Origin of the sequence: Serratia sp. CY47444 (assembly GCF_052168635.1) — a bacterium.
Classification (GTDB): Bacteria; Pseudomonadota; Gammaproteobacteria; order Enterobacterales; family Enterobacteriaceae; genus Serratia; species Serratia bockelmannii.
In genome coordinates this window covers 68531-88987 of record NZ_JBJNMH010000007.1, presented here as the reverse complement: position 1 = coordinate 88987, position 20457 = coordinate 68531, and the positions used below count along the sequence as shown (strand labels likewise).

General features: G+C 60.3%; 17 protein-coding genes and 1 riboswitch. Of the genes, 11 read left to right on the top strand and 6 right to left on the bottom strand.

Going from position 1 to position 20457, the window contains the following annotated elements; all coding sequences use genetic code 11:
* Positions 1-93: 93 nt before the first annotated feature.
* Both ACJ8IL_RS11760 and leuO read right to left on the bottom strand, forming a co-directional pair.
* On the bottom strand, positions 94-1902 hold the full coding sequence (locus ACJ8IL_RS11760) for an AMP-dependent synthetase/ligase (RefSeq protein WP_043135941.1): 1809 nt from the start codon (positions 1900-1902) through the stop codon (positions 94-96).
* Positions 1903-2367: 465 nt separating this feature from the next.
* Positions 2368-3315 (bottom strand): transcriptional regulator LeuO, encoded by a 948-nt coding sequence (leuO, locus tag ACJ8IL_RS11755; protein WP_025301560.1) that lies wholly within the window; start codon positions 3313-3315, stop codon positions 2368-2370.
* Between the two features lie 872 nt (positions 3316-4187).
* Here leuO and leuA point away from each other — a divergent pair.
* The 4 genes from leuA to leuD are packed head-to-tail and all read left to right on the top strand — an operon-like array spanning position 4188 to position 8870.
* Positions 4188-5762, top strand: a complete 1575-nt coding sequence (gene leuA / locus ACJ8IL_RS11750; RefSeq protein ID WP_442516554.1) for a 2-isopropylmalate synthase — start codon at positions 4188-4190, stop codon at positions 5760-5762.
* A 2-nt stretch (positions 5763-5764) separates the two neighbouring features.
* Positions 5765-6856: a 3-isopropylmalate dehydrogenase gene (gene leuB / locus ACJ8IL_RS11745; protein WP_025159635.1), complete on the top strand. Its 1092-nt coding sequence runs from the start codon at positions 5765-5767 to the stop codon at positions 6854-6856.
* Between the two features lies 1 nt (position 6857).
* Positions 6858-8258, top strand: a complete 1401-nt coding sequence (gene leuC / locus ACJ8IL_RS11740; protein WP_025301558.1) for a 3-isopropylmalate dehydratase large subunit — start codon at positions 6858-6860, stop codon at positions 8256-8258.
* A 9-nt stretch (positions 8259-8267) separates the two neighbouring features.
* A complete protein-coding gene (leuD, locus tag ACJ8IL_RS11735; RefSeq protein WP_004932829.1) occupies positions 8268-8870 on the top strand; it encodes a 3-isopropylmalate dehydratase small subunit in 603 nt (200 codons plus the stop codon).
* Between the two features lie 37 nt (positions 8871-8907).
* Here the strand turns inward: leuD and ACJ8IL_RS11730 are convergent, their stop codons facing one another.
* The 3 genes from ACJ8IL_RS11730 to sgrT all read right to left on the bottom strand — a co-directional run bounded on the left by ACJ8IL_RS11730 (position 8908) and on the right by sgrT (position 12049).
* Complete coding sequence (locus ACJ8IL_RS11730; protein ID WP_025301557.1) at positions 8908-10380, bottom strand: DASS family sodium-coupled anion symporter; 1473 nt, start codon at positions 10378-10380, stop codon at positions 8908-8910.
* 144 nt (positions 10381-10524) lie between these two features.
* Positions 10525-11721: a sugar efflux transporter gene (locus ACJ8IL_RS11725; RefSeq protein WP_060434222.1), complete on the bottom strand. Its 1197-nt coding sequence runs from the start codon at positions 11719-11721 to the stop codon at positions 10525-10527.
* Positions 11722-11875: 154 nt separating this feature from the next.
* Entirely contained in the window at positions 11876-12049 is a 174-nt protein-coding gene (gene sgrT, locus ACJ8IL_RS11720; protein WP_071826098.1) for a glucose uptake inhibitor SgrT, read from the bottom strand.
* Positions 12050-12139: 90 nt separating this feature from the next.
* Between sgrT and sgrR the strand changes: the two genes are divergently transcribed.
* The 7 genes from sgrR to ilvN all read left to right on the top strand — a co-directional run bounded on the left by sgrR (position 12140) and on the right by ilvN (position 19581).
* Positions 12140-13801, top strand: coding sequence for an HTH-type transcriptional regulator SgrR (sgrR, locus tag ACJ8IL_RS11715; protein ID WP_197836144.1), 1662 nt, complete (start codon positions 12140-12142; stop codon positions 13799-13801).
* A 37-nt stretch (positions 13802-13838) separates the two neighbouring features.
* Positions 13839-13958, top strand: a riboswitch (TPP riboswitch).
* A 57-nt stretch (positions 13959-14015) separates the two neighbouring features.
* On the top strand, positions 14016-15002 hold the full coding sequence (gene thiB, locus ACJ8IL_RS11710) for a thiamine ABC transporter substrate binding subunit (RefSeq protein WP_197836146.1): 987 nt from the start codon (positions 14016-14018) through the stop codon (positions 15000-15002).
* Positions 14978-16585, top strand: a complete 1608-nt coding sequence (gene thiP, locus ACJ8IL_RS11705; protein ID WP_089180558.1) for a thiamine/thiamine pyrophosphate ABC transporter permease ThiP — start codon at positions 14978-14980, stop codon at positions 16583-16585. Before thiB ends, thiP begins: the two co-directional genes overlap by 25 nt.
* Positions 16572-17276, top strand: coding sequence for a thiamine ABC transporter ATP-binding protein ThiQ (gene thiQ / locus ACJ8IL_RS11700; RefSeq protein WP_025301552.1), 705 nt, complete (start codon positions 16572-16574; stop codon positions 17274-17276). The genes thiP and thiQ overlap by 14 nt, the downstream gene beginning before the upstream one ends.
* 88 nt (positions 17277-17364) lie before the next feature.
* Positions 17365-17478 carry an ilvB operon leader peptide IvbL gene (gene ivbL, locus ACJ8IL_RS11695; RefSeq protein WP_154747116.1) on the top strand — a complete coding sequence of 38 codons (114 nt, stop codon included), beginning with the start codon at positions 17365-17367 and terminating at the stop codon, positions 17476-17478.
* Between the two features lie 111 nt (positions 17479-17589).
* Positions 17590-19284, top strand: coding sequence for an acetolactate synthase large subunit (gene ilvB / locus ACJ8IL_RS11690; protein ID WP_033651682.1), 1695 nt, complete (start codon positions 17590-17592; stop codon positions 19282-19284).
* A 3-nt stretch (positions 19285-19287) separates the two neighbouring features.
* The gene (gene ilvN, locus ACJ8IL_RS11685; protein WP_073529733.1) at positions 19288-19581 is read left to right on the top strand and encodes an acetolactate synthase small subunit; all 294 of its coding nucleotides are present in this window, start codon (positions 19288-19290) and stop codon (positions 19579-19581) included.
* Positions 19582-19607: 26 nt separating this feature from the next.
* On the opposite strand, the gene ACJ8IL_RS11680 is transcribed toward ilvN, so the two are convergent.
* Complete coding sequence (locus ACJ8IL_RS11680; RefSeq protein WP_025301550.1) at positions 19608-20378, bottom strand: DedA family protein; 771 nt, start codon at positions 20376-20378, stop codon at positions 19608-19610.
* Positions 20379-20457: the final 79 nt, after the last annotated feature.

Below are 20457 nucleotides of genomic sequence, written 5' to 3'. Positions count from 1 at the left end.
TAGGCATTGTTTCGAACAGAGGGAAAATTACAGAACTAAATCAGGCGAGGTATATGCCGTTTTTTTCGCCGGACGCGCGATCCGGCGGCGGCGTCAAGCCTGTTCCTGGTACATTGAGTCGATTTCACGCTGATAGCGCTGCAGGATCACTTTGCGGCGCAGCTTCAGCGTTGGCGTCAGCTCTCCCAGCTCCATGGAAAAGGCCGCCGGCAGCAGAGTGAACTTCTTCACCTGTTCGAAGCGCGCCAGCTCCTTTTGCATCTCGCGCAGACGCTTTTCGAACATCTCGAGAATTTCACCGTTGCGCAGCAGTTCCAGACGATCTTGGTACTTCAGGTTGACTGACTTCGCGTACTCTTCCAGCGACTCAAAGCACGGCACGATCAGCGCGGAAACGAACTTGCGCGCATCGGCGATGATCGCCACCTGTTCGATAAAACGGTCCTGCGCCAGCGTACCTTCCAGCATCTGCGGCGCGATGTATTTGCCGCCGGAGGTTTTCATCAAATCCTTCAGGCGCTCGGTGATGAACAGATTGCCCTCTTCATCGATCGCCCCGGCATCGCCGGTTTTCAGCCAGCCGTCTGCGGTAAAGGTCGCGGCGGTTTCCAATGGCTTGTTGAAATAGCCGCGCATCACGATCGGCCCTCGCACCTGGATTTCATTTTCTTCACCGATGCGCACCTCGACCTCCGGCAGCGGTTTGCCGATGGAGCCGAAACGGAAATGCCCTTCCTCCCAGCAGGACACGGTCGCACAGGTTTCGGTCATGCCGTAGCCGTACTTGATGTTGACGCCCATCGCCTGGAAGAACAGGATCACATTGTCATCCAGCTTGGCACCCGCCGCCGGTAGAAAGCGCACCCGGCCGCCGAGGATACCGCGCAGCTTGCTCAATACCAGCTTGTCGGCCCAGCGATGGGAGAGTTCGAACAGTTTGCCCAACGGTTTGCCGGCCCGCTCCTGCAGGAACTTGCGCTCCCCGCAGACGATCGCCCAGTGGAACAGCGCGCGGCGCAGCCAAGGGGCGCGCGCCACTTTTTCATGCACCGCGCTGAAAATCTTCTCGTAGAAACGCGGTACCGCGCACATCAGCGTCGGGCGGACCTGCCCCATCGCTTCCCGCACCCAGTCGGTGTTCGGCAGGAAGACGTTCTGCGCGCCGGAATGCATCACAAAGAAGCTCCAGGCACGCTCGAACACGTGCGACAGCGGCAGGAAACTGAGCGACACATCTTCTTCGCCGACCGTCAGCCTTTCATCATGCAGGTAGAGCTGCGCCGCCAGATTGCGGTAGTCCAGCATCACCCCCTTAGGCTCACCGGTGGTGCCCGAGGTATAGATCAGGGTGAAGAGATCCTGAAGGTCGCACTCTTCAATGCGCTGCCGACGTTGAACGATAAAAGCCGCCGGATCGGCGGCACGCTCGAAGGCGCTCAGATGCTGTGCGATCTCGCAGCCGCGCAGATCGGCATCCTCGTCAAACACGATAATATGGCGCAGCTGTGGGCAAACGCCGCGCAGCGCGATGGCGGCGTCAAGCTGCGCCTGCTCCCCGACGAACAGTATACGGATGTCGGCGTCGTTGGTGACGAACGCCGCCTGCGCCGGCGTATTGGTGGAATACAGCGGCACGCTGACGCCGCGCAGATGCAGGATAGCGAGATCGGCCAACGACCAGGCTATGCCGTTATTGGCGAATATACCGATGCGCTCTTGCACTTCGGCCCCAAGGGCCAACAGCCCGGCGGCAATGCGATCGATGCGGGTGGCAGCCTCTCCCCAGGTCAGTTGAAACTCGCCGTTGGGCGACCATTGGCGAAAAGCTGTGCGATTGGCTCGATGGGTGATTTGATGCTGTATACGATGGATCAAATGGTATTGCAGCAGATTAGTGATCATAGTGCTCTAAGCCTGAAATGAATCATACAGTTAAGCCTGAACGACGCCTTGCGGCCCTCATCTCAGCTTACACGTGTTTACTTTTTTCCGCGCAGTCTACCTACTCTCAGGCAGAGGGAAAAGTGATTTCAGCGTAGAAGTGTGAGCCAAAACTCAGGCCGGCTTTCGCGCTTTCATGGGTTGGACAGAACGGGAAAGAAAAGGTTGGGTGGCAGCAATAAAACGCGGCCCATCCGGGCCGCCGCATCGAATTAGTTTAAAATACCAGCCGAAAAGTAAAAATCAGAATATTAATTTATATTAATTATTTTTGGTAAACGAACCAACCCACCCTGAAAATAAGTTATTTTATCGCCGCAAAACCAAGAAACATCTTAATAAAAACCCAGATAGTTCTTAGCTTTTATCATGAGAAAAAAACGCTCAGTTGAATATTATTTTTGTATGACCCCATTTTTTATCGCGTTACTTTGGGTTACCGGCCTCAATCAGAACGGATTTCATCCACTGGTGGCCTTTATCCCGCTCGGAGGATTCATGCCAGGAGAGATAGCAAGTAGCTTTATTATCGTTGCCACATAAAGGAACCGACTTTATTTTCAACGCTTCCGTCTGTTGCCGCACCAGCCAGGCGGGCGCAATCGCCACCATGTCCGTTTGCGACACCATATTCAACACGCTGTAGAGATCCGTGCACTGTTGTGTCACGGTGCGCAGCATCGGTTCCTCTAAATAAAAAGGTTTACTGAAAGAACCAAAACTTTCCAGGGAAACTGCCGCGTGCTGTTCGGCCAACATTTTCTCCGGCGTCACCTCCTCCCCTATTCGCGGGTGCGCCTGCGCGACCGCCAGCACTAATTCGTCGTCGAACATTGCCAGGCTGCGAAACTCCGCCGACTCGAAACGGCTGTAGCCGATGACAAACTCGACGTCCTGATAACGCAATTGATGTTCGATATTATTGTTAATGTATGACTTTATTTGCAGGTTAAGCTGCGGCGCGATCTGTTTGACGTGATTGATTATTCCAGCGCCCAGACGTAAATCGAGCGGGCTGCACAGCGACAAGGAGAACGCTCGCGTGCTGGTCAGCGGCTCAAACTCAGATCCCGGCAACTCATTTTGCACCAGCTGCAGCGCTTGCCGCACCGGCCCGAACAGCTGCCTGGCGCGCATAGTGGGCTGAATCCCGCGCCCGCAGCGCACAAACAGTTCATCGTTGAACATCACCTTCAGGCGCGCCACCGCGTTACTCACCGCCGGCTGCGACATCCCCAACGAATTAGCGGCTCGCGTAATATTTTGCATTTGCATCACGGCGTCAAACACCGTCAGCAAATTAAGATCGACGCTGCGCAAATGGATGTCCGCCGGCTCTTTGACCATGGCGATTTCTGAATCATATTCAGCCATATTTCACTCCACTAAATCCTGTGTAGATAATCTAATCCTTATGCTCGAAAAACAATGAAACGCCGCATTGTCTTATCTTTGCACGACAAATCCTGCTATTACCGTCATGAGCCGATAAAAAACCTCGTGTTATCGACACGATATAAGTCGTATATGGAATGCATGTCAGTCACTTATCCCGTCAGCAGGAAGAATGCTACCTGGGTGGTACCAACAATTAGGTATTAACAATGATTAATACAATTAAACAACGTAACCGCACTGTATGAGACAAACTATAAAAACACATCATAAGCAATCAAACCATCTAAAAACACCGCTCACTTTGTGTAAAATCGCATTATTTTGTTATATTATGACTAAAACAATCAATTAATCATATGAATCCAATTTCAATCATTTGAATTAAAAATGTTATTTTGTTGCCTCCCGTGATTAATCTCTCTTAATTTTCATCACAAATCTTAACCCAACAAAATCCAGAAGCAATTAGCGCAGTCTCTATTCGATTCGTTTATGCTAAGCAACGCGCAAACTGCGCCCCACTTTTTCTCTAGAGCACCGCATTTTTACCGAATGTTCCTCTGTTTGGCCACTTAGCCGGTGCATTGTCCCCGCATTCAATCAGGTGTTGACATCGCCAGGCCAATCACGTATCAAATTAGGCAGACACCCAATTTAAGAGAAGCTGAACCCTTATGATCCGTACCCACCGTCTACTAGGCCTACTACTCAACGCATCTTGTTTGCGCGGTATGCCTGTGGATGAAGTTCGGAGCTGACTCAGCCGATCACCCATAAGAAACCCGCGCTACTGCGCGGGTTTTTTTTTGCCCGCTTAGCGTGAAATCAACACGATAAGGAATGCACCGATGAGCCAACAAGTCATTATTTTCGATACCACTCTGCGTGACGGCGAACAGGCATTGCAGGCCAGCCTGAGCGTAAAAGAGAAGATTCAGATTGCGCTGGCGCTGGAAAGAATGGGCGTTGACGTGATGGAAGTCGGCTTCCCGGTCTCTTCGCCGGGCGACTTCGAATCGGTGCAAACCATCGCGCGCCAGATCAAGAACAGTCGCGTCTGCGGCCTGGCCCGCTGCGTGGACAAAGACATCGACGTGGCTGCCGAAGCGCTGCGCGTCGCCGAAGCGTTCCGCATCCACGTGTTCCTGGCCACCTCCACCCTGCATATCGAATCTAAGCTGAAGCGCTCGTTCGACGAAGTGTTGGAGATGGCGGTGCGCTCTGTCAAACGCGCCCGCAACTACACCGACGACGTAGAGTTCTCCTGTGAAGACGCCGGCCGCACGCCGATCGACAATCTGTGCCGCGTGGTCGAAGCCGCCATCAACGCCGGCGCCACCACCATCAATATTCCGGACACCGTCGGCTACACCACGCCGAACCAGTTCGGCGGCATCATCACCACCTTGTATGACCGCGTGCCGAACATCGACAAAGCCATCATTTCCGTACACTGCCACGACGATTTGGGCATGGCGGTCGGCAACTCTATTGCCGCGGTCCAGGCCGGCGCCCGTCAGGTGGAAGGCACCCTGAACGGCATCGGTGAGCGCGCCGGCAACTGTTCACTGGAAGAGGTGATCATGGCGATTAAAGTGCGCCAGGACATCATGAACGTGCACACCAACATCAATCATCAGGAAATCTTCCGCACCAGCCAGATCGTCAGCCAGCTGTGCAACATGCCGATTCCGGCCAACAAGGCGATCGTCGGCTCCAACGCCTTCGCCCACTCCTCCGGCATTCACCAGGACGGCGTGCTGAAGAACCGCGAAAACTACGAAATCATGACCCCGCAGTCGATCGGCCTGAAGGACGTGCAGTTGAACCTGACCTCCCGCTCCGGCCGCGCGGCGGTGAAACACCGCATGGAAGAGATGGGCTACCAGGAGCAGGACTACAACCTGGATACCCTGTATGCCGTCTTCCTGAAGTTGGCCGACAAAAAAGGCCAGGTGTTCGACTATGACCTGGAGGCGCTGGCCTTCATCAATAAACAGCAGGAAGAGCCGGAGCACTTCAGCCTGGGCTACTTCAGCGTGCAGTCCGGCAGCAGCATCATGGCCACCGCCTCGGTGAAACTGATCTGCGGCGGCGAAGAGAAAGCCGAAGCCGCCACCGGCAACGGCCCGGTCGATGCGGTCTATCAGGCGATCAATCGCATCACCGATTACCCGATCGAGCTGGTGAAGTACCAGTTGACCGCCAAGGGCCATGGCCGCGACGCGCTGGGCCAGGTGGATATCGTCGTCTCTTACAACGGCCGCCGCTTCCACGGCGTAGGCCTGGCGACCGACATCGTCGAATCCTCTGCCAAGGCAATGGTGCACGTGTTGAACAATATTTGGCGCTCACAGCAGGTAGAAAAAGAAAAGCAGCGCCTGCAGCAAAACAAACATCAAAATAATCAGGAAACGGTGTGAACATGACGAAGACTTATCACATTGCCGTCTTGCCCGGAGACGGCATCGGCCCGGAAGTAATGGCTCAGGCGCGCAAAGTATTGGACGCAGTGCGTCAACGCTTTGATATTCGCATCACCACCGCCGAGTACGACGTCGGCGGCATCGCCATCGATCGCCACGGCAGCCCGTTGCCGGCGGCGACCGTCGCCGGCTGCGAGCAGGCCGACGCCATCCTGTTCGGCTCGGTGGGCGGCCCGAAATGGGAACACCTGCCGCCGGCCGAGCAGCCGGAACGCGGCGCGCTGTTGCCGCTGCGCAAGCACTTCAAACTGTTCAGCAACCTGCGCCCGGCCCGCCTGTATCAAGGGCTGGAGGCATTCTGCCCGCTGCGCGCCGACATCGCCGCCCGCGGCTTCGACATTCTGTGCGTGCGCGAACTGACCGGTGGCATCTACTTTGGCCAACCGAAGGGCCGCGAAGGCCAGGGCATGCAGGAGCGCGCTTTCGATACCGAGGTGTATCACCGTTTCGAGATTGAACGCATCGCACGCATCGCCTTCGAATCCGCCCGCAAGCGCCGCCACAAGGTGACGTCGATCGACAAGGCCAACGTACTGCAAAGCTCCATCCTGTGGCGTGAAGTGGTCAATCAGGTTGCCAAGGATTACCCGGACGTGTCGCTGTCGCACATGTATATCGACAACGCCACCATGCAGCTGATCAAGGATCCGTCCCAATTCGACGTGCTGCTGTGCTCCAACCTGTTCGGCGACATCCTGTCCGACGAATGCGCGATGATCACCGGCTCGATGGGCATGTTGCCATCCGCCAGCCTGAACGAGCAAGGCTTCGGCCTGTACGAACCGGCGGGCGGTTCCGCGCCGGATATTGCAGGCAAAGGCATCGCCAACCCAATTGCGCAGATCCTGTCCGCCACCCTGCTGCTGCGTTACAGCCTGGGCGCCGATGAAGCGGCCGACGCCGTGGAGCGCGCCATCAACCAGGCGTTGGAACAGGGCTACCGCACCGCCGATCTGGCCGGTGACGGCAAAGCCGTCAGCACCGATGAAATGGGCGACATCATCGCTCGCTTTGTAGCTCAGGGGGCATAACATGGCCAAGACCTTATATCAGAAGCTGTACGACGCCCACGTGGTATACGAAGCGCCGAACGAAACGCCGTTGCTGTATATCGACCGTCACCTAGTGCACGAAGTCACCTCGCCGCAGGCGTTCGACGGCCTGCGCGCCATGGGCCGCAAGGTACGCCAGCCCGGCAAAACCTTCGCCACCATGGATCACAACGTGTCGACCCAGACCAAAGACATCAACGCCAGCGGCGAGATGGCACGTATCCAGATGCAGGAGTTGATCAAGAACTGCGCGGAATTCGGTGTTTCGTTATATGACCTGAATCACCCCTTCCAGGGCATCGTGCACGTGATCGGGCCTGAGCAAGGCATGACGCTGCCGGGCATGACCATCGTCTGCGGCGACTCGCACACCGCCACCCACGGCGCTTTCGGCTCGCTGGCGTTCGGCATCGGCACCTCCGAAGTGGAACACGTGCTGGCGACCCAAACCCTGAAGCAGGGCCGGGCCAAAACCATGAAGATTGAGGTTACCGGCGACGCCGCCGAGGGCATCACCGCCAAAGACATCGTGCTGGCGGTGATCGGCAAAACCGGCAGCGCCGGCGGCACCGGCCACGTGGTGGAGTTCTGCGGCAAGGCGATCGAAGCGTTGAGCATGGAAGGCCGCATGACCCTGTGCAACATGGCGATCGAAATGGGCGCCAAAGCCGGCTTAGTGGCGCCGGACGACACCACCTTCGCCTACCTGAAGGGGCGCCAGTTCGCGCCAACCGGCGAAAACTGGGAGCAGGCGGTCGCTTACTGGCGCACGTTGAAGTCCGACGCCGACGCCCAGTTCGATACCGTGGTGACGCTGCGCGCCGAAGAAATCGCGCCGCAGGTCACCTGGGGCACCAATCCCGGCCAGGTGATCGCCGTCAATCAGGCGATCCCGGCGCCGGAATCGTTCAACGATCCGGTCGAGCGCGCCTCCGCCGAGAAAGCGCTGGCCTACATGGATTTGAAGCCGGGCATCAAATTGACCGACGTGCCGATCGACAAAGTGTTCATCGGCTCCTGCACCAACTCCCGCATCGAAGATCTGCGCGCGGCGGCGGCGATCGCCAAAGGGCGCAAGGTCGCCAGCGGCGTGCAGGCCATCGTGGTGCCGGGATCCGGCCCGGTGAAGGCCCAGGCGGAAGCCGAAGGGTTGGACAAAATCTTTATCGAAGCCGGTTTCGAATGGCGTTTGCCGGGTTGCTCAATGTGTCTGGCAATGAACAACGACCGTCTGAATCCGGGCGAGCGCTGCGCATCCACCAGCAACCGTAATTTCGAAGGGCGTCAGGGCCGCGGTGGGCGCACCCACCTGGTCAGCCCGGCGATGGCGGCCGCGGCCGCCGTCGCCGGTCACTTCGCCGACATCCGTGATATTCACTAAGGGGCTAACGTGGCTAAATTTACTCAACATACCGGCTTAGTGGTGCCTTTGGATGCGGCCAACGTCGACACCGACGCCATTATTCCCAAGCAGTTCTTACAGAAGGTCACCCGCACCGGTTTCGGCCAGCATCTGTTCAACGACTGGCGCTTCCTCGACGATGCCGGCCAGCAACCGAACCCGGCGTTCGTGCTGAACAAACCGCGCTATAAAGGCGCCAGCATCCTGTTGGCGCGGGAGAACTTCGGCTGCGGCTCCTCGCGCGAACACGCCCCTTGGGCGCTGACCGACTACGGGTTCAAAGTGGTGATCGCGCCGAGCTTCGCCGATATCTTCTACGGCAACTCATTTAACAACCAGCTGTTGCCGGTAACGCTGAGCGAGCAGCAGGTGGATGAACTGTTCAAACTGGTAGACGCCAACGAAGGGACGGAGTTCGTGGTGGATCTGGAGAACCAGACGGTCAACGCCGGCGGCAAAAGCTATCCGTTCGAAATCGACAGCTTCCGCCGCCACTGCATGATCAACGGGCTGGACAGCATCGGCCTGACGCTGCAGCACGAAGCGGACATCTCCCGCTACGAAGCGCAGCAGCCGGCGTTTCTGAATTAATCCCCTTCACCCGCCGCCCGGCGGGTGAATTTTTTCCTCACCAGTAGCCCAGCAGCTTCCACCACGCCCCGCCGATCAGCATCCAGATCAGCAGGTTAACCACACTCATCACCCATCCCGCTTTCCACCATTCTCCCAGCGTCACATAGCCGGAGCCAAAGATGATCGGCGCGGTGCCGGTGCCGTAATGCGTCAGCGACATCATCAGCGAAGAAGAAAACGCCAGGATCAGGCCCAGCAGCGCCGGTGGCGCGCCAAGCGCGATGCCGGCGGCGAAGAAGGCGGCGAACATCGCCGTCACGTGCGCGGTGGTGCTGGCGAAGAAATAGTGCGAATACAAGTAGATGAGAGTCAGCAAGATCGTACCGCCCACCCAGCTCATACCCATATGGTCAATGCCGTTGCCCACGGTCTGCGACAGCCAGCCGATCAGCCCCAGCTTGCCGAGGAAACTGGCCATCATCACCAACGCCGAGAACCACACCACGGTGTCCCAGGCCCCTTTATGCTTCAGCACATCCTCCCAGCTCAGCACGCCAGTGGCCAGCAGCACCGCCAAGCCGATCAGCGCCGCGGTGGTGGGATTGACCGCCAGCGCCGGGCCGAAGATCATCGCCGGAATGCCGGCCCACAGTATCAGCAACAGCGCGAACACCCCGAGGGTAATTTTTTCCGGCAGCGTCACCGGCCCCAACGCCTGCAGTTTTTCGCGCGCGAAGCGCGGCGCGTCCGGGGTGCTTTTCACCTCCGGCGGATACAGCAGGTAGATGACCAGCGGCATCACGAGCAGCGAACACAGCCCAGGTACCAGGGCGGCAATCGCCCACATCGACCAGGACAGCTCGAAGCTGCCATGGGTGCCTTTGGCGATCAGGCTGACGATCAACGGGTTAGGCGCAGTGGCGGTGATAAACATCGCCGAGGTGACCGGGTTGATGTTGTAGTTCACCAGCGACAGGTAGCGGCCGATCTTGCCGGAGGTATTGAGCTCCGGTTTTGAACCGAAACTGTCGGCGATCGATTTCATGATCGGGTGAATGATGCCGCCGCCGCGCGCGGTGTTGCTCGGCGTCACCGGCGCCAGCGTGGTTTCCGCCAGCGTCAGCGCATAGGCGATGCCCAGCGTTTTTTTGCCGAACAGCGAAATAAAATAGTAGCCGATGCGCGCGCCCAGCCCGGTTTTGTTCAGGCTGAGGGAGATCATGATCGAAAAGCCGATCAGCCAGATCAGTTGGTTGGAAAAACCGCTGAGCGCATCGTCCAGCGCGGCCCCCGGCTTGCCGGGATTGGTGACGCCGGTCACCGCCACCAGGGCGATGGCGATCACCGAGACCGCGCCAATCGGCATCGCTTTGCCGATAATGGCGATGATGGTGCCGATAAACAGCGCCAGCAGCTGCCAGGCGTTGGGCGCAACGCCCTCCGGCACGGGAATGAGGAACCAGATAATCAGCGTGGCGGCCAGGGCGCACAAGGAAGGAAGCGGTTTGAGCGGTGTGAGTTTATCCATAACGTTCCCACTGTTCTAAACAACAAGGCGGCATCTCAATAGCGAGACGGGCGTGGGCGCAACGATCGCGCTCCATATGCCTTCAGCTTGGGCGTCCGCTTCAGCCTTCTCAATGACTTGCATCAAGAATGCCGTCGTTTAACCTCACACTTCACGCACTTTGGCGCTCATCCCGAGCGCCGCCAGCGCCAACAGCGCCGCCATCCAATACACCGAGCCATGACCGAGGTTCTCCACCAGTGCGCCCTGCAGCACCCCGGCCAGGATCACCCCGGTCGAGATACTGTTGGTGAACAGCGTGGTGGCGGCGCCCGGTCGGCCCGGCATCAAATCCTGAAAATAGAGCATGCCGATACCGGCGACGATACCGATAAACACCGCGTTGAGCAGCTGCAGCGCGATCAGGGCCGGCTTGCTCTCCAGTACCGTCAGCCCGAGGTAAAACAGCACGCCTGCCACCACCGCCAGCAGCATCATGTTGCGCTTGCCGAAACGTTTGACGTAGTAACCGGCCAGCAGCATCGCCGGGATCTCCAGCCCGGCGGCGGTACCCATCAACACCCCGGCCAACCCTTCCGGCAGGCCGAGATCGGCGGTGATATACAGCGGCATATCGATGATATACAAGGTGTTGCAGGTCCACATCAGCATTGAGGCGATGAACAGCAGCCGTACGTCGCGATTGCGCCAGGCACTGGCGGGCGCGATCGGCGCAGACACCCCACCCTGCAGCCCCTCATTTTCCGCCGCGCGCGGCACCGAAGGCAGCATAAACCCCACCAGCAGCACGCAAACCGCGAAGGTGGCGGCGGCAATCAGGAACATCACGGTGAATCCGTAGTTCAGCGCCAACGCAAACGACAGCGGCGGGCCGATCACCCACGCCAGCGAAAGCTGGGCGCGCATCACCGAGCTGAACATCACTACTTCACGCGCCTCGCTATCGGCATATTCCCGCGCCAGCGCGAAGATCTGCGGCATGGCGGTGTTGGCAACGGCGGACATCAGCACCCCGGCGGTGATCAGCGTCAGGTAGTCGCGGTTAAAGGCGAACAACAGGCAGTTACCGACCGCCATCAGGCAGCACAGCAGGATCAGCCTGCGGCGATCGCCGCGGGTGTCGGAACGTTTGGCCAGCAGGAAGCTGACGACGATGCCGGCCACCGCGTTGGCGGTATAAAACAGCCCGACCCACAGCGGCCGCACCTTAACTTCGGTGGTCAGAAACAGGCTGAGCGTCGGCGTCAGCAATGCGCCGGCGATGCCGGAGAGAAAAGCGATCAGTAGGAATGCGGCAAAGATGGGGTTAATGCGCAGTGACAACCGGCTCAGGCGTTGCATATCGTCTTCCCTGACCTCAAAGCAGAAGAAAGAACCTTAGGCCACGGCAAGAAAAATGCAAGCGCATCGCCATGTCCATGCATAAAAAAACCAGTGGGTTGCCCCACTGGCTGGTGAAACAGCACCATTACTCAGAAACTTGTTGCCGCAGCCCCTACAGGTGCTCGCGATATTGCTTATCGGTCATCTCTTTGATGTCCCATTGCGTCAGGTGTGCCAGCATCGCCAGCCGCGCCTGTTCGGGCACCACGCTCAGCCAGTCGGCGCGTTGACGGCGCACCGCGCTGAAATAGCGCTGATAGAACTGTTTGGATAAGAAAGCTTTCATGATTACGCCCTCCCCTTTCATTGATGAAAATTATCGGCGTAATATAGGGAAAGAAAAATTGACGAGTTGAGGCGGGAGCGTTCCTCTTTTATGTCCACGTCCAGATTGCAGCAACAGTTCATCCGCCTGTGGCAGCGCTGCCACGGTGAAACCACCGACACCACCCTGCAGGATCTGGCGGAGGTGCTCAGCTGCTCGCGGCGCCACGTGCGCTCCCTGCTGAGCGCCATGCAGCGGGAAGGCTGGCTCACCTGGCAGGCGGAGTCGGGGCGCGGCAAGCGTTCACGGTTAACCTTCCACTACACCGGCCTGGCGCTGCAGCAACAGCGGGCCGAGGAGCTGTTGGAACAGGATCGCATCGATCAGTTGGTGCAGCTGGTGGGCGACAAAAACGTGGTGCGCCAAATGCTGCTGTCGCAGCTGGGGCGTAGCTTCCGCCAGGGTAAACACATCCTGCGGGTGCTCTACTACCGGCAGTTGTACAACCTGCTGCCCGGCTCGGCGCTGCGGCGTTCGGAAACCCATTTGGCGCGCCAGATCTTCAACGGCCTGACGCGCATAAATGAGGAAAACGGGGAACTGGAGTCCGATCTGTCCCACCATTGGCAGGCGCTGACGCCCTTGCACTGGCGGTTTTACCTGCGCCCGGCGATCCATTTTCATCACGGCCGTGAGCTGGAGATGGCAGACGTCATCACTTCCCTCTCGCGTCTCACCTCGCAACCGCTGTTCTCACATATCGAAAGCGTCACCTCGCCGACGCCGTTCGTTATCGACGTGCATCTGCGCAGCCCCGACCACTGGCTACCCTGGCTGCTGGGCAGCGTGCAGGCCATGATCCTGCCGCGCGAATGGCGCGAACTGCCGGACTTCGCCCGCCATCCGGTCGGCACCGGCCCCTACCGCGTGGTGCGCAATCTTCCCAGCCAGATGAAGATCCACGCCTTCGACGACTATTTCGGCTACCGGGCGCTGATCGACGAGGTGAACATCTGGGTGCTGCCGGAGTTCTCCGAAGAGCTGGTGCACTCCGGCGTGCAGCTGCAGGGCGATGAAACCGGCAAAAACGAACTGGAAAGCCGACTGGAAGAGGGCTGTTATTTCTTGCTGTTCGATCAGCGTTCCCCGCTGGCCGCCGACCCCGCCATTCGCAGCTGGCTGTGCGAATTGATCAACCCCATTTCGCTGCTGAGCCACGCCGGGCCGCTCTACCAGCGCTATTGGTCGCCGGCATACGGCCTGCTGCCGCGCTGGCACCACAACCGCACGCTGGCGCAGCAACCCAAACCGGCGGGGCTGACTGAACTGACGATGACCCACTTCAATGAGCATTCGGAGTTTCACGCCATTCGCCAGGCGATCGAACCGCTGTTGGCGCAGCACGGCATCCGCCTGATCGTACAAAGCGTGGATTACGCCACCTGGCACCAGGGCGACGCGCGCAGCGATCTGTGGCTCGGCAGCGCCAACTTCTATCTGCCGCTGGAGTTTTCGCTGTTCGCCACGCTGTACGAACTGCCGCTGATGCAGCACTGCATGAACGAGGATCTGGCGGAGGATGCGGCGCTGTGGCGCGCCAACCGCTTGCCGCTGGCGGAGTTTTGCCAGCGGCTAGTCAGCAACCACCAGCTACATCCGCTGTTCCACCACTGGCTGCAGCTGCACGGCCAGCGCAGCATGCGCGGCGTGCGAATGAACACCCTCGGCTGGTTCGACTTCAAGTCAGCCTGGTTTGCCCCGCCGGAGGCATAAGCGCCTTTCGCCCGGGTCGGTTAATCTTTACAATAGCGCCGTCTCAACGGGGTGCGGTGAGTCGGGCCGTGTGCATAAGCCCGATTTTCCGCTGAGAGCACACCCGTCGAACCTGATCCGGTCAATACCGGCGGAGGGATTTGAGCCCAGCGAACCGGCGACGCCGCCTCGCCCCCTCAGATGCCCTTGCCCCCTTATTTTTCAGGAGTGCAACGTGGTCAAAAAATATCTGCCCTGCTTATTGCTGCTGTGCGCCGCGCCGGTGTTCGCCAAGCCGACGCTGACGGTATACACCTACGATTCCTTCGCCGCCGACTGGGGCCCTGGCCCGGCGGTGAAAAAAGCCTTCGAAGCCGAGTGCGACTGTGAACTGAAGTTCGTCGCGCTGGAAGACGGCGTCTCGCTGCTGAACCGCCTGCGCATGGAGGGCAAGAACAGCGCCGCCGACGTGGTACTGGGGTTGGACAACAACCTGTTGCAGGCGGCGCAGCAAACCGGCCTGTTCGCGCCGAGCGGCGTCGACACCGCCAAACTGACGGTGCCGGGCGGCTGGCAGGATACGACCTTCGTGCCTTACGACTACGGGTACTTCGCCTTCGTCTACAACAAAGAAAAACTGAAGAATCCACCGAAAAGCCTGCAGGAGCTGATCAGCAGCGATCGCGACTGGAAGGTGATTTACGAAGATCCGCGCACCAGCACGCCGGGCCTCGGCCTGCTGCTGTGGATGCAAAAAGTGTATGGCGACAAGGCGCCGGCCGCCTGGCAGCAGTTAGCGAAGAAGACCGTCACCGTCACCAAAGGTTGGAGCGAGGCCTACGGCCTGTTCCTAAAAGGCGAAGGCGATCTGGTGCTCAGCTACACCACTTCTCCCGCCTATCACCTGATCGCAGAGAAAAAAGACCTTTACGCCGCCGCCACGTTCAGCGAAGGCCACTACCTGCAGGTGGAAGTGGCCGGCAAGCTGAAAGCCGCCAAACAGCCTGGGCTGGCCGAGCGTTTCATGCGGTTCATGGTGACGCCGGCATTCCAGAACACCATCCCGACCGGCAACTGGATGTACCCGGTGATCAACACCCCGCTGCCCGTCGGTTTTGAGCAGATGAACGTGCCGCATACCGCGCTGCAATACAGCGCCGAAGAGGTGGCCACACAACGCGGCGGCTGGATCCGGGCATGGCAAACCGCCGTCAGCCGCTGATCCCCCGCTGGCTCTGGCCGGGGCTGCTGGCCGCCGGCGTGATCCTGCTGGTCGCCGCACTGGCGATGGGCTCGCTGTGGCGCCATGCGCCGGACAGCGACTGGCGCGGCCTGTGGCAGGACAGCTACCTGTGGCACGTGGTGCGCTTCACCTTCTGGCAGGCGCTGCTGTCAGCGCTGATTTCGGTGCTGCCCGCCGTTCTGCTGGCGCGCGCGCTCTATCGCCGCCGTTTCCCCGGCCGGCAGCTGTTGCTGCGGCTGTGCGCCATGACGCTGGTGCTGCCGGTGCTGGTGGCGGTGTTCGGCCTGCTCAGCGTCTATGGGCGCCAGGGCTGGCTGGCGACGCTGTGCGGTTGGCTGGGCGTCGAATATGGCTTCTCGCCCTACGGGCTGCAGGGCATTCTGCTGGCGCACCTGTTCTTTAACCTGCCACTGGCCGCCCGCCTGTTGCTGCAGGCGCTGGAGAACATTCCGGTGGAGCAGCGCCAACTAGCCGCCCAACTGGGTATGAGCGGCTGGCAGCAGTTCCGCTTCGTCGAATGGCCGGCGCTGCGCCGCCAGATCCTGCCGAGCGGCGCGTTGATCTTCATGCTGTGTTTCGCCAGCTTCGCCACCGTGCTGTCGCTGGGCGGCGGACCGCAGGCCACCACCATCGAACTGGCGATCTACCAGGCGCTGAGTTACGACTACGATCTGGGCCGCGCCGCCATGCTGGCGCTGATCCAGTTAAGCTGTTGTCTGGGGCTGGTGTTGATCAGCCAGCGCCTGAGCCAGGTGCTGCCGGTGGGCCATACCCACGCCCAGCGCTGGCGCAACCCGGAAGACAGCCGGTGGCGGCGCATCAGCGATTTTCTGCTGATCGCCGCCGCGCTGCTGCTGCTGCTGCCGCCCCTGCTGGCGGTGATTGCCGACGGCGCCAATCAGGCCGTCGTCAGCGTGCTGCGCCAGCCGGTGCTGTGGCAGGCGCTGTTCACGTCGCTGCGCATCGCCCTCGGCGCCGGGCTATTGTGCGTGGCGCTCACGATGATGCTGCTGTGGAGCAGCCGCGAGCTGAAGCTGCGACAGCAACTGCGCGGCGGCCAGGCGCTGGAGCTGAGCGGCATGGTGATCCTGGCGATGCCGGGCATCGTGCTGGCCACTGGCTTCTTCCTGCTGCTGAGCGATACGATTGGGCTGCCGCAGTCGCCCTATGCGCTGGTGATCCTCACCAATGCGCTGATGGCGGTGCCCTATGCGCTGAAGGTGTTGGAGAACCCGATGCGCGACCTCGCCGAACGTTACAACCCGCTGTGCCTGTCGCTGGATATCCGCGGTTGGCAGCGGCTGCGGCTGATCGAACTGCGCGCGCTGCGCCGCCCGCTGGCGCAGGCGCTGGCCTTCGCCTGCGTGCTGTCGATCGGCGATTTCGGCGTGGTCGCCTTGTTTGGCAATGAGCATTTCCGTACCCTGCCTTTTTACCTGTATCAGCAGATTGGCGCCTACCGCAGCAACGACGGGGCGGTGACCGCGCTGCTGCTGCTGCTGCTGTGCTTCCTGCTGTTTACCCTGATCGAACGCTTACCGGGGCGCCATGCTGACGCTTGAAAAACTGACCTACCTGTATGAACACCTGCCGATGCGCTTTGATCTGCGCATCCAGCCGGGCGAGCGCGTCGCGGTGCTCGGCCCCAGCGGCGCCGGTAAAAGCACCCTGCTGAGCCTGATCGCCGGTTTTCTGCCGGCGGCCAGCGGCCGGCTGCTGCTGAACGGCGAAGATCATACCGCCACGCCGCCGGCCAAACGGCCGGTGTCGATGCTGTTTCAGGAGAACAACCTGTTCGCGCACCTGACGGTGGCGCAGAACATCGGGCTGGGATTGGATCCCGGCCTGCGCCTGACTGAACAACAGCGCCAACAGCGGGCGCATATCGCCCGTCAGGTCGGCCTGGAGGAGCACCTGGAGCGCCTGCCGTCGCAGCTTTCCGGCGGCCAGCGTCAGCGCGCCGCGCTGGCGCGCTGTTTGATTCGCCAACGGCCGATCCTGCTGCTCGACGAGCCCTTCTCGGCGCTCGATCCGGCGCTGCGCAACGAGATGTTGCAGCTGCTGCAGACGGTGTGCGAACAGCGTAATCTGACGCTGCTGATGGTGTCGCACAATCTCGACGACGCCGCACGCATCGCACCGCGCACGCTGCTGGTGGTCGACGGCCGCATCTACTACGACGGCCCGACGCAGGCCCTGCTGGACGGCAGCGCACCGGAAGCGCGCGTGCTGGGCATTTCGGGTAAAGCGTGATCTGACGCGCGTTTTTTATGCTGCGCCAATAAACCTGTTGTGCGAATTTTGCGCCTGTGTTTTTATAAAAACCTGACTTTTTTTACTGATGATAAGGTTCCCTGTGATCGCATCCTCGCTGACTTCGACCCTACTAGTTACCGCGCTACCAGCCGCGGTGGTCGTCGTGCGTGTGGTGGTGGTCGTCGGCAATGCGCCGTAGGGTCCGAATCAACGCATCGATTCCCAAACCCCGCCGGCGCAAACCGGGCGGGGTTTCTTGTTTTAGCACCCTGCCCAGCAAAGCTCACCGGCCTTGAGAAAGGACAGGAACATGGCAACTTCGGGCACGCCTCAACCGAGTACCCGCTTCACCGGCGCACAATTGATCGTTCATTTGCTGGAGCGTCAGGGCATCACCACCGTCGCCGGCATCCCCGGCGGTGCGGCGCTGCCGCTGTATGACGCGCTGAGCCAAAGCACCCGCATTCACCACGTGCTGGCGCGCCACGAACAGGGCGCGGGCTTTATGGCGCAAGGCATGGCGCGCGCCAACGGCAAGGCGGCGGTGTGCATCGCCTCCAGCGGGCCGGGCGCCACCAACCTGGTCACCGCTATCGCCGACGCCAAGCTCGACTCCATTCCGCTGGTGTGCATCACCGGTCAGGTGCCCTCCTCGATGATCGGCACTGACGCCTTCCAGGAAGTCGATACCTACGGCATTTCCATCCCGATCACCAAGCACAACCATCTGGTGCGCGATATCCGCGAGCTGCCGCAGGTGATTGGCGACGCGTTCCGCATCGCCGAGTCCGGCCGCCCCGGCCCGGTCTGGATCGATGTGCCGAAAGACGTGCAAACCGCCACCATTACCCTGGAAGAACTGCCGCCGATCGCCGTGCCGGACGCCGCTCCGAGCTTCGATCCGGCGCTGGTTTCTCAGGCCGCCACGATGATCAACCAGGCGAAACGCCCGATCCTCTACCTGGGCGGCGGCATCATCTGCGCCGACGCTCACCGCCAGGCGGTGGAACTGGCCGAGCGCGCCGGTCTGCCTACCACCATGACGCTGATGGCGCTGGGCGCGATGCCGGTGGAACACCCGCTGTCGCTGGGCATGTTGGGCATGCACGCGGCGCGCAGCACCAACTTCATTCTGCAGGAGGCCGATCTGCTGATCGTGCTGGGCGCACGCTTCGACGATCGGGCAATCGGCAAAACCGAGCAGTTCTGCCCTAACGCCGCCATCATTCACGTGGACATCGACCGCGCCGAGCTGGGCAAGGTCAAACAGGCCAACGTGGCAATCCATGCCGACGTCGGCCAGGTGCTGGAACAGCTGCTGCCGCAGATCGACACGCAGCCACGCAGCGCATGGCTGAACACCGTCAACGACCTGAAACGCGAATTCCCGTTCAACATGCCGAACGCCGACGATCCGCTGAGCCATTACGGCCTGGTGCTGGCCGCCGCGCGCTGCGTGGACGACAGCGCCATCATCACCACCGACGTGGGCCAGCATCAGATGTGGGTAGCGCAGGCCTATCCGCTGAGCCGGCCGCGCCAGTGGCTGACGTCGGGCGGCCTGGGCACCATGGGCTTCGGTCTGCCGGCGGCGATCGGCGCGGCGTTGGCAGAGCCCGAGCGCAAAGTACTGTGCTTCTCCGGCGACGGCAGCCTGATGATGAACATTCAGGAAATGGCCACCGCGGTCGAGCACGATCTGGACGTGAAAATCATTTTGATGAACAACCAGGCATTGGGGCTGGTGCACCAGCAGCAGACCCTGTTCTACCAACAGCGCATCTTCGCCGCCGCCTATCCGAAGCGTACCGACTTCCTGAAAATCGCCGCCGGATTCGGGCTGGATACCTGCGATCTGAACGCCGCGGAAGATCCGCAGGCGGCGCTGGCGGAGGCGATCCAGCGCCCAGGCCCTTGCCTGATCCACGCGCTGATCGATATCAACGAAAAAGTATTCCCGATGGTGCCGCCGGGCGCCGCCAACATCGACATGATTGGAGAATAAGCCATGCTGCAACCACAAGATAAATCCCAGGTGATCCTGGAGCTGGCCGTGCGCAACCATCCCGGCGTCATGTCGCACGTTTGTGGGTTGTTCGCCCGCCGCGCGTTCAACGTCGAAGGCATTCTGTGTCTGCCGCTGAAGGACGGCCAGCAGAGCCGCATTTGGCTATTGGTCGCCGACGATCAGCGGCTGGAGCAAATGATAAGCCAGGTGGAAAAGCTGGAAGACGTGCTGCAGGTGAAGCGCCACAGCGAAGACGTGCGGGTATTTGAACAGCTGGAAGCCTTCTTCCAGTGATACGAAGGGGGCTTACGCCCCCGCAATCATTGCCCGGCCAGCACTTTCCACAGCAGGTGCCGGTACACCGGCATCAGCGGCTGTTGGCTCAGCAGATAGCCGACCGCCAACGCCGCCAGCCAACTCAATCCGCACACCACGCGCAGCCGCAGCGGCGTCAGCCAACGGCTCAGCCGATCGGCGTTGCGCTTGCCCTCACGCCACCAGCGCCAGCTCAGCCACACCGCCAGCCAGACCAGCAGCGCCGCCGCGAGCAGCAACCACTTGAACATCGCGCTGTTGGCGCCGGCGGGAATGTCGATCGCCACGCCCGCCAGGATGCCGGGGAAGAAATAGACCGGCGGCCAGGTCAGGCAACCAATGATGTTCGGCAACGCGAACTTGTACGGCGGCAAATCGAGCATGCCGGCCACCATCGGCACCAGCGGGCGCGTCGGGCCAACGAAGCGGCCGATCAGAATGGTCGCCATGCTGTGCTGGTGCAAGGCATGTTCGGTTTTGTCGAGCAATGCTTTGTTCTTTTTCAGGAACGACCAGCGGTGCAAGGGCCCCTTAAAAGCGCGGCCGACGAAATAGGAGATCCAGTCGCCGAGCAGGCAGCCGATGATGCCCGCCGCCCAGGCGTAGTAAAAATCCACCTTGCCGCTGCCGATCAGCGCGCCGATGCTGGCCATCATCACCGTGCCGGGCAGCAGCAGCCCCACCAGCGCCAACGACTCGAGAAAAGCGACCAGCAGAACGACCATCAGGGTGAAAGCCAGGGACTGGGTGATCAAATCTTGTAAATAGGCTTCCATTACACCTCTGCAGATTATTCGGCCAAACGGGGCGGAGGATTTTCCAGTGCCACCGCAGACGAGTCAATCGATGAATTGT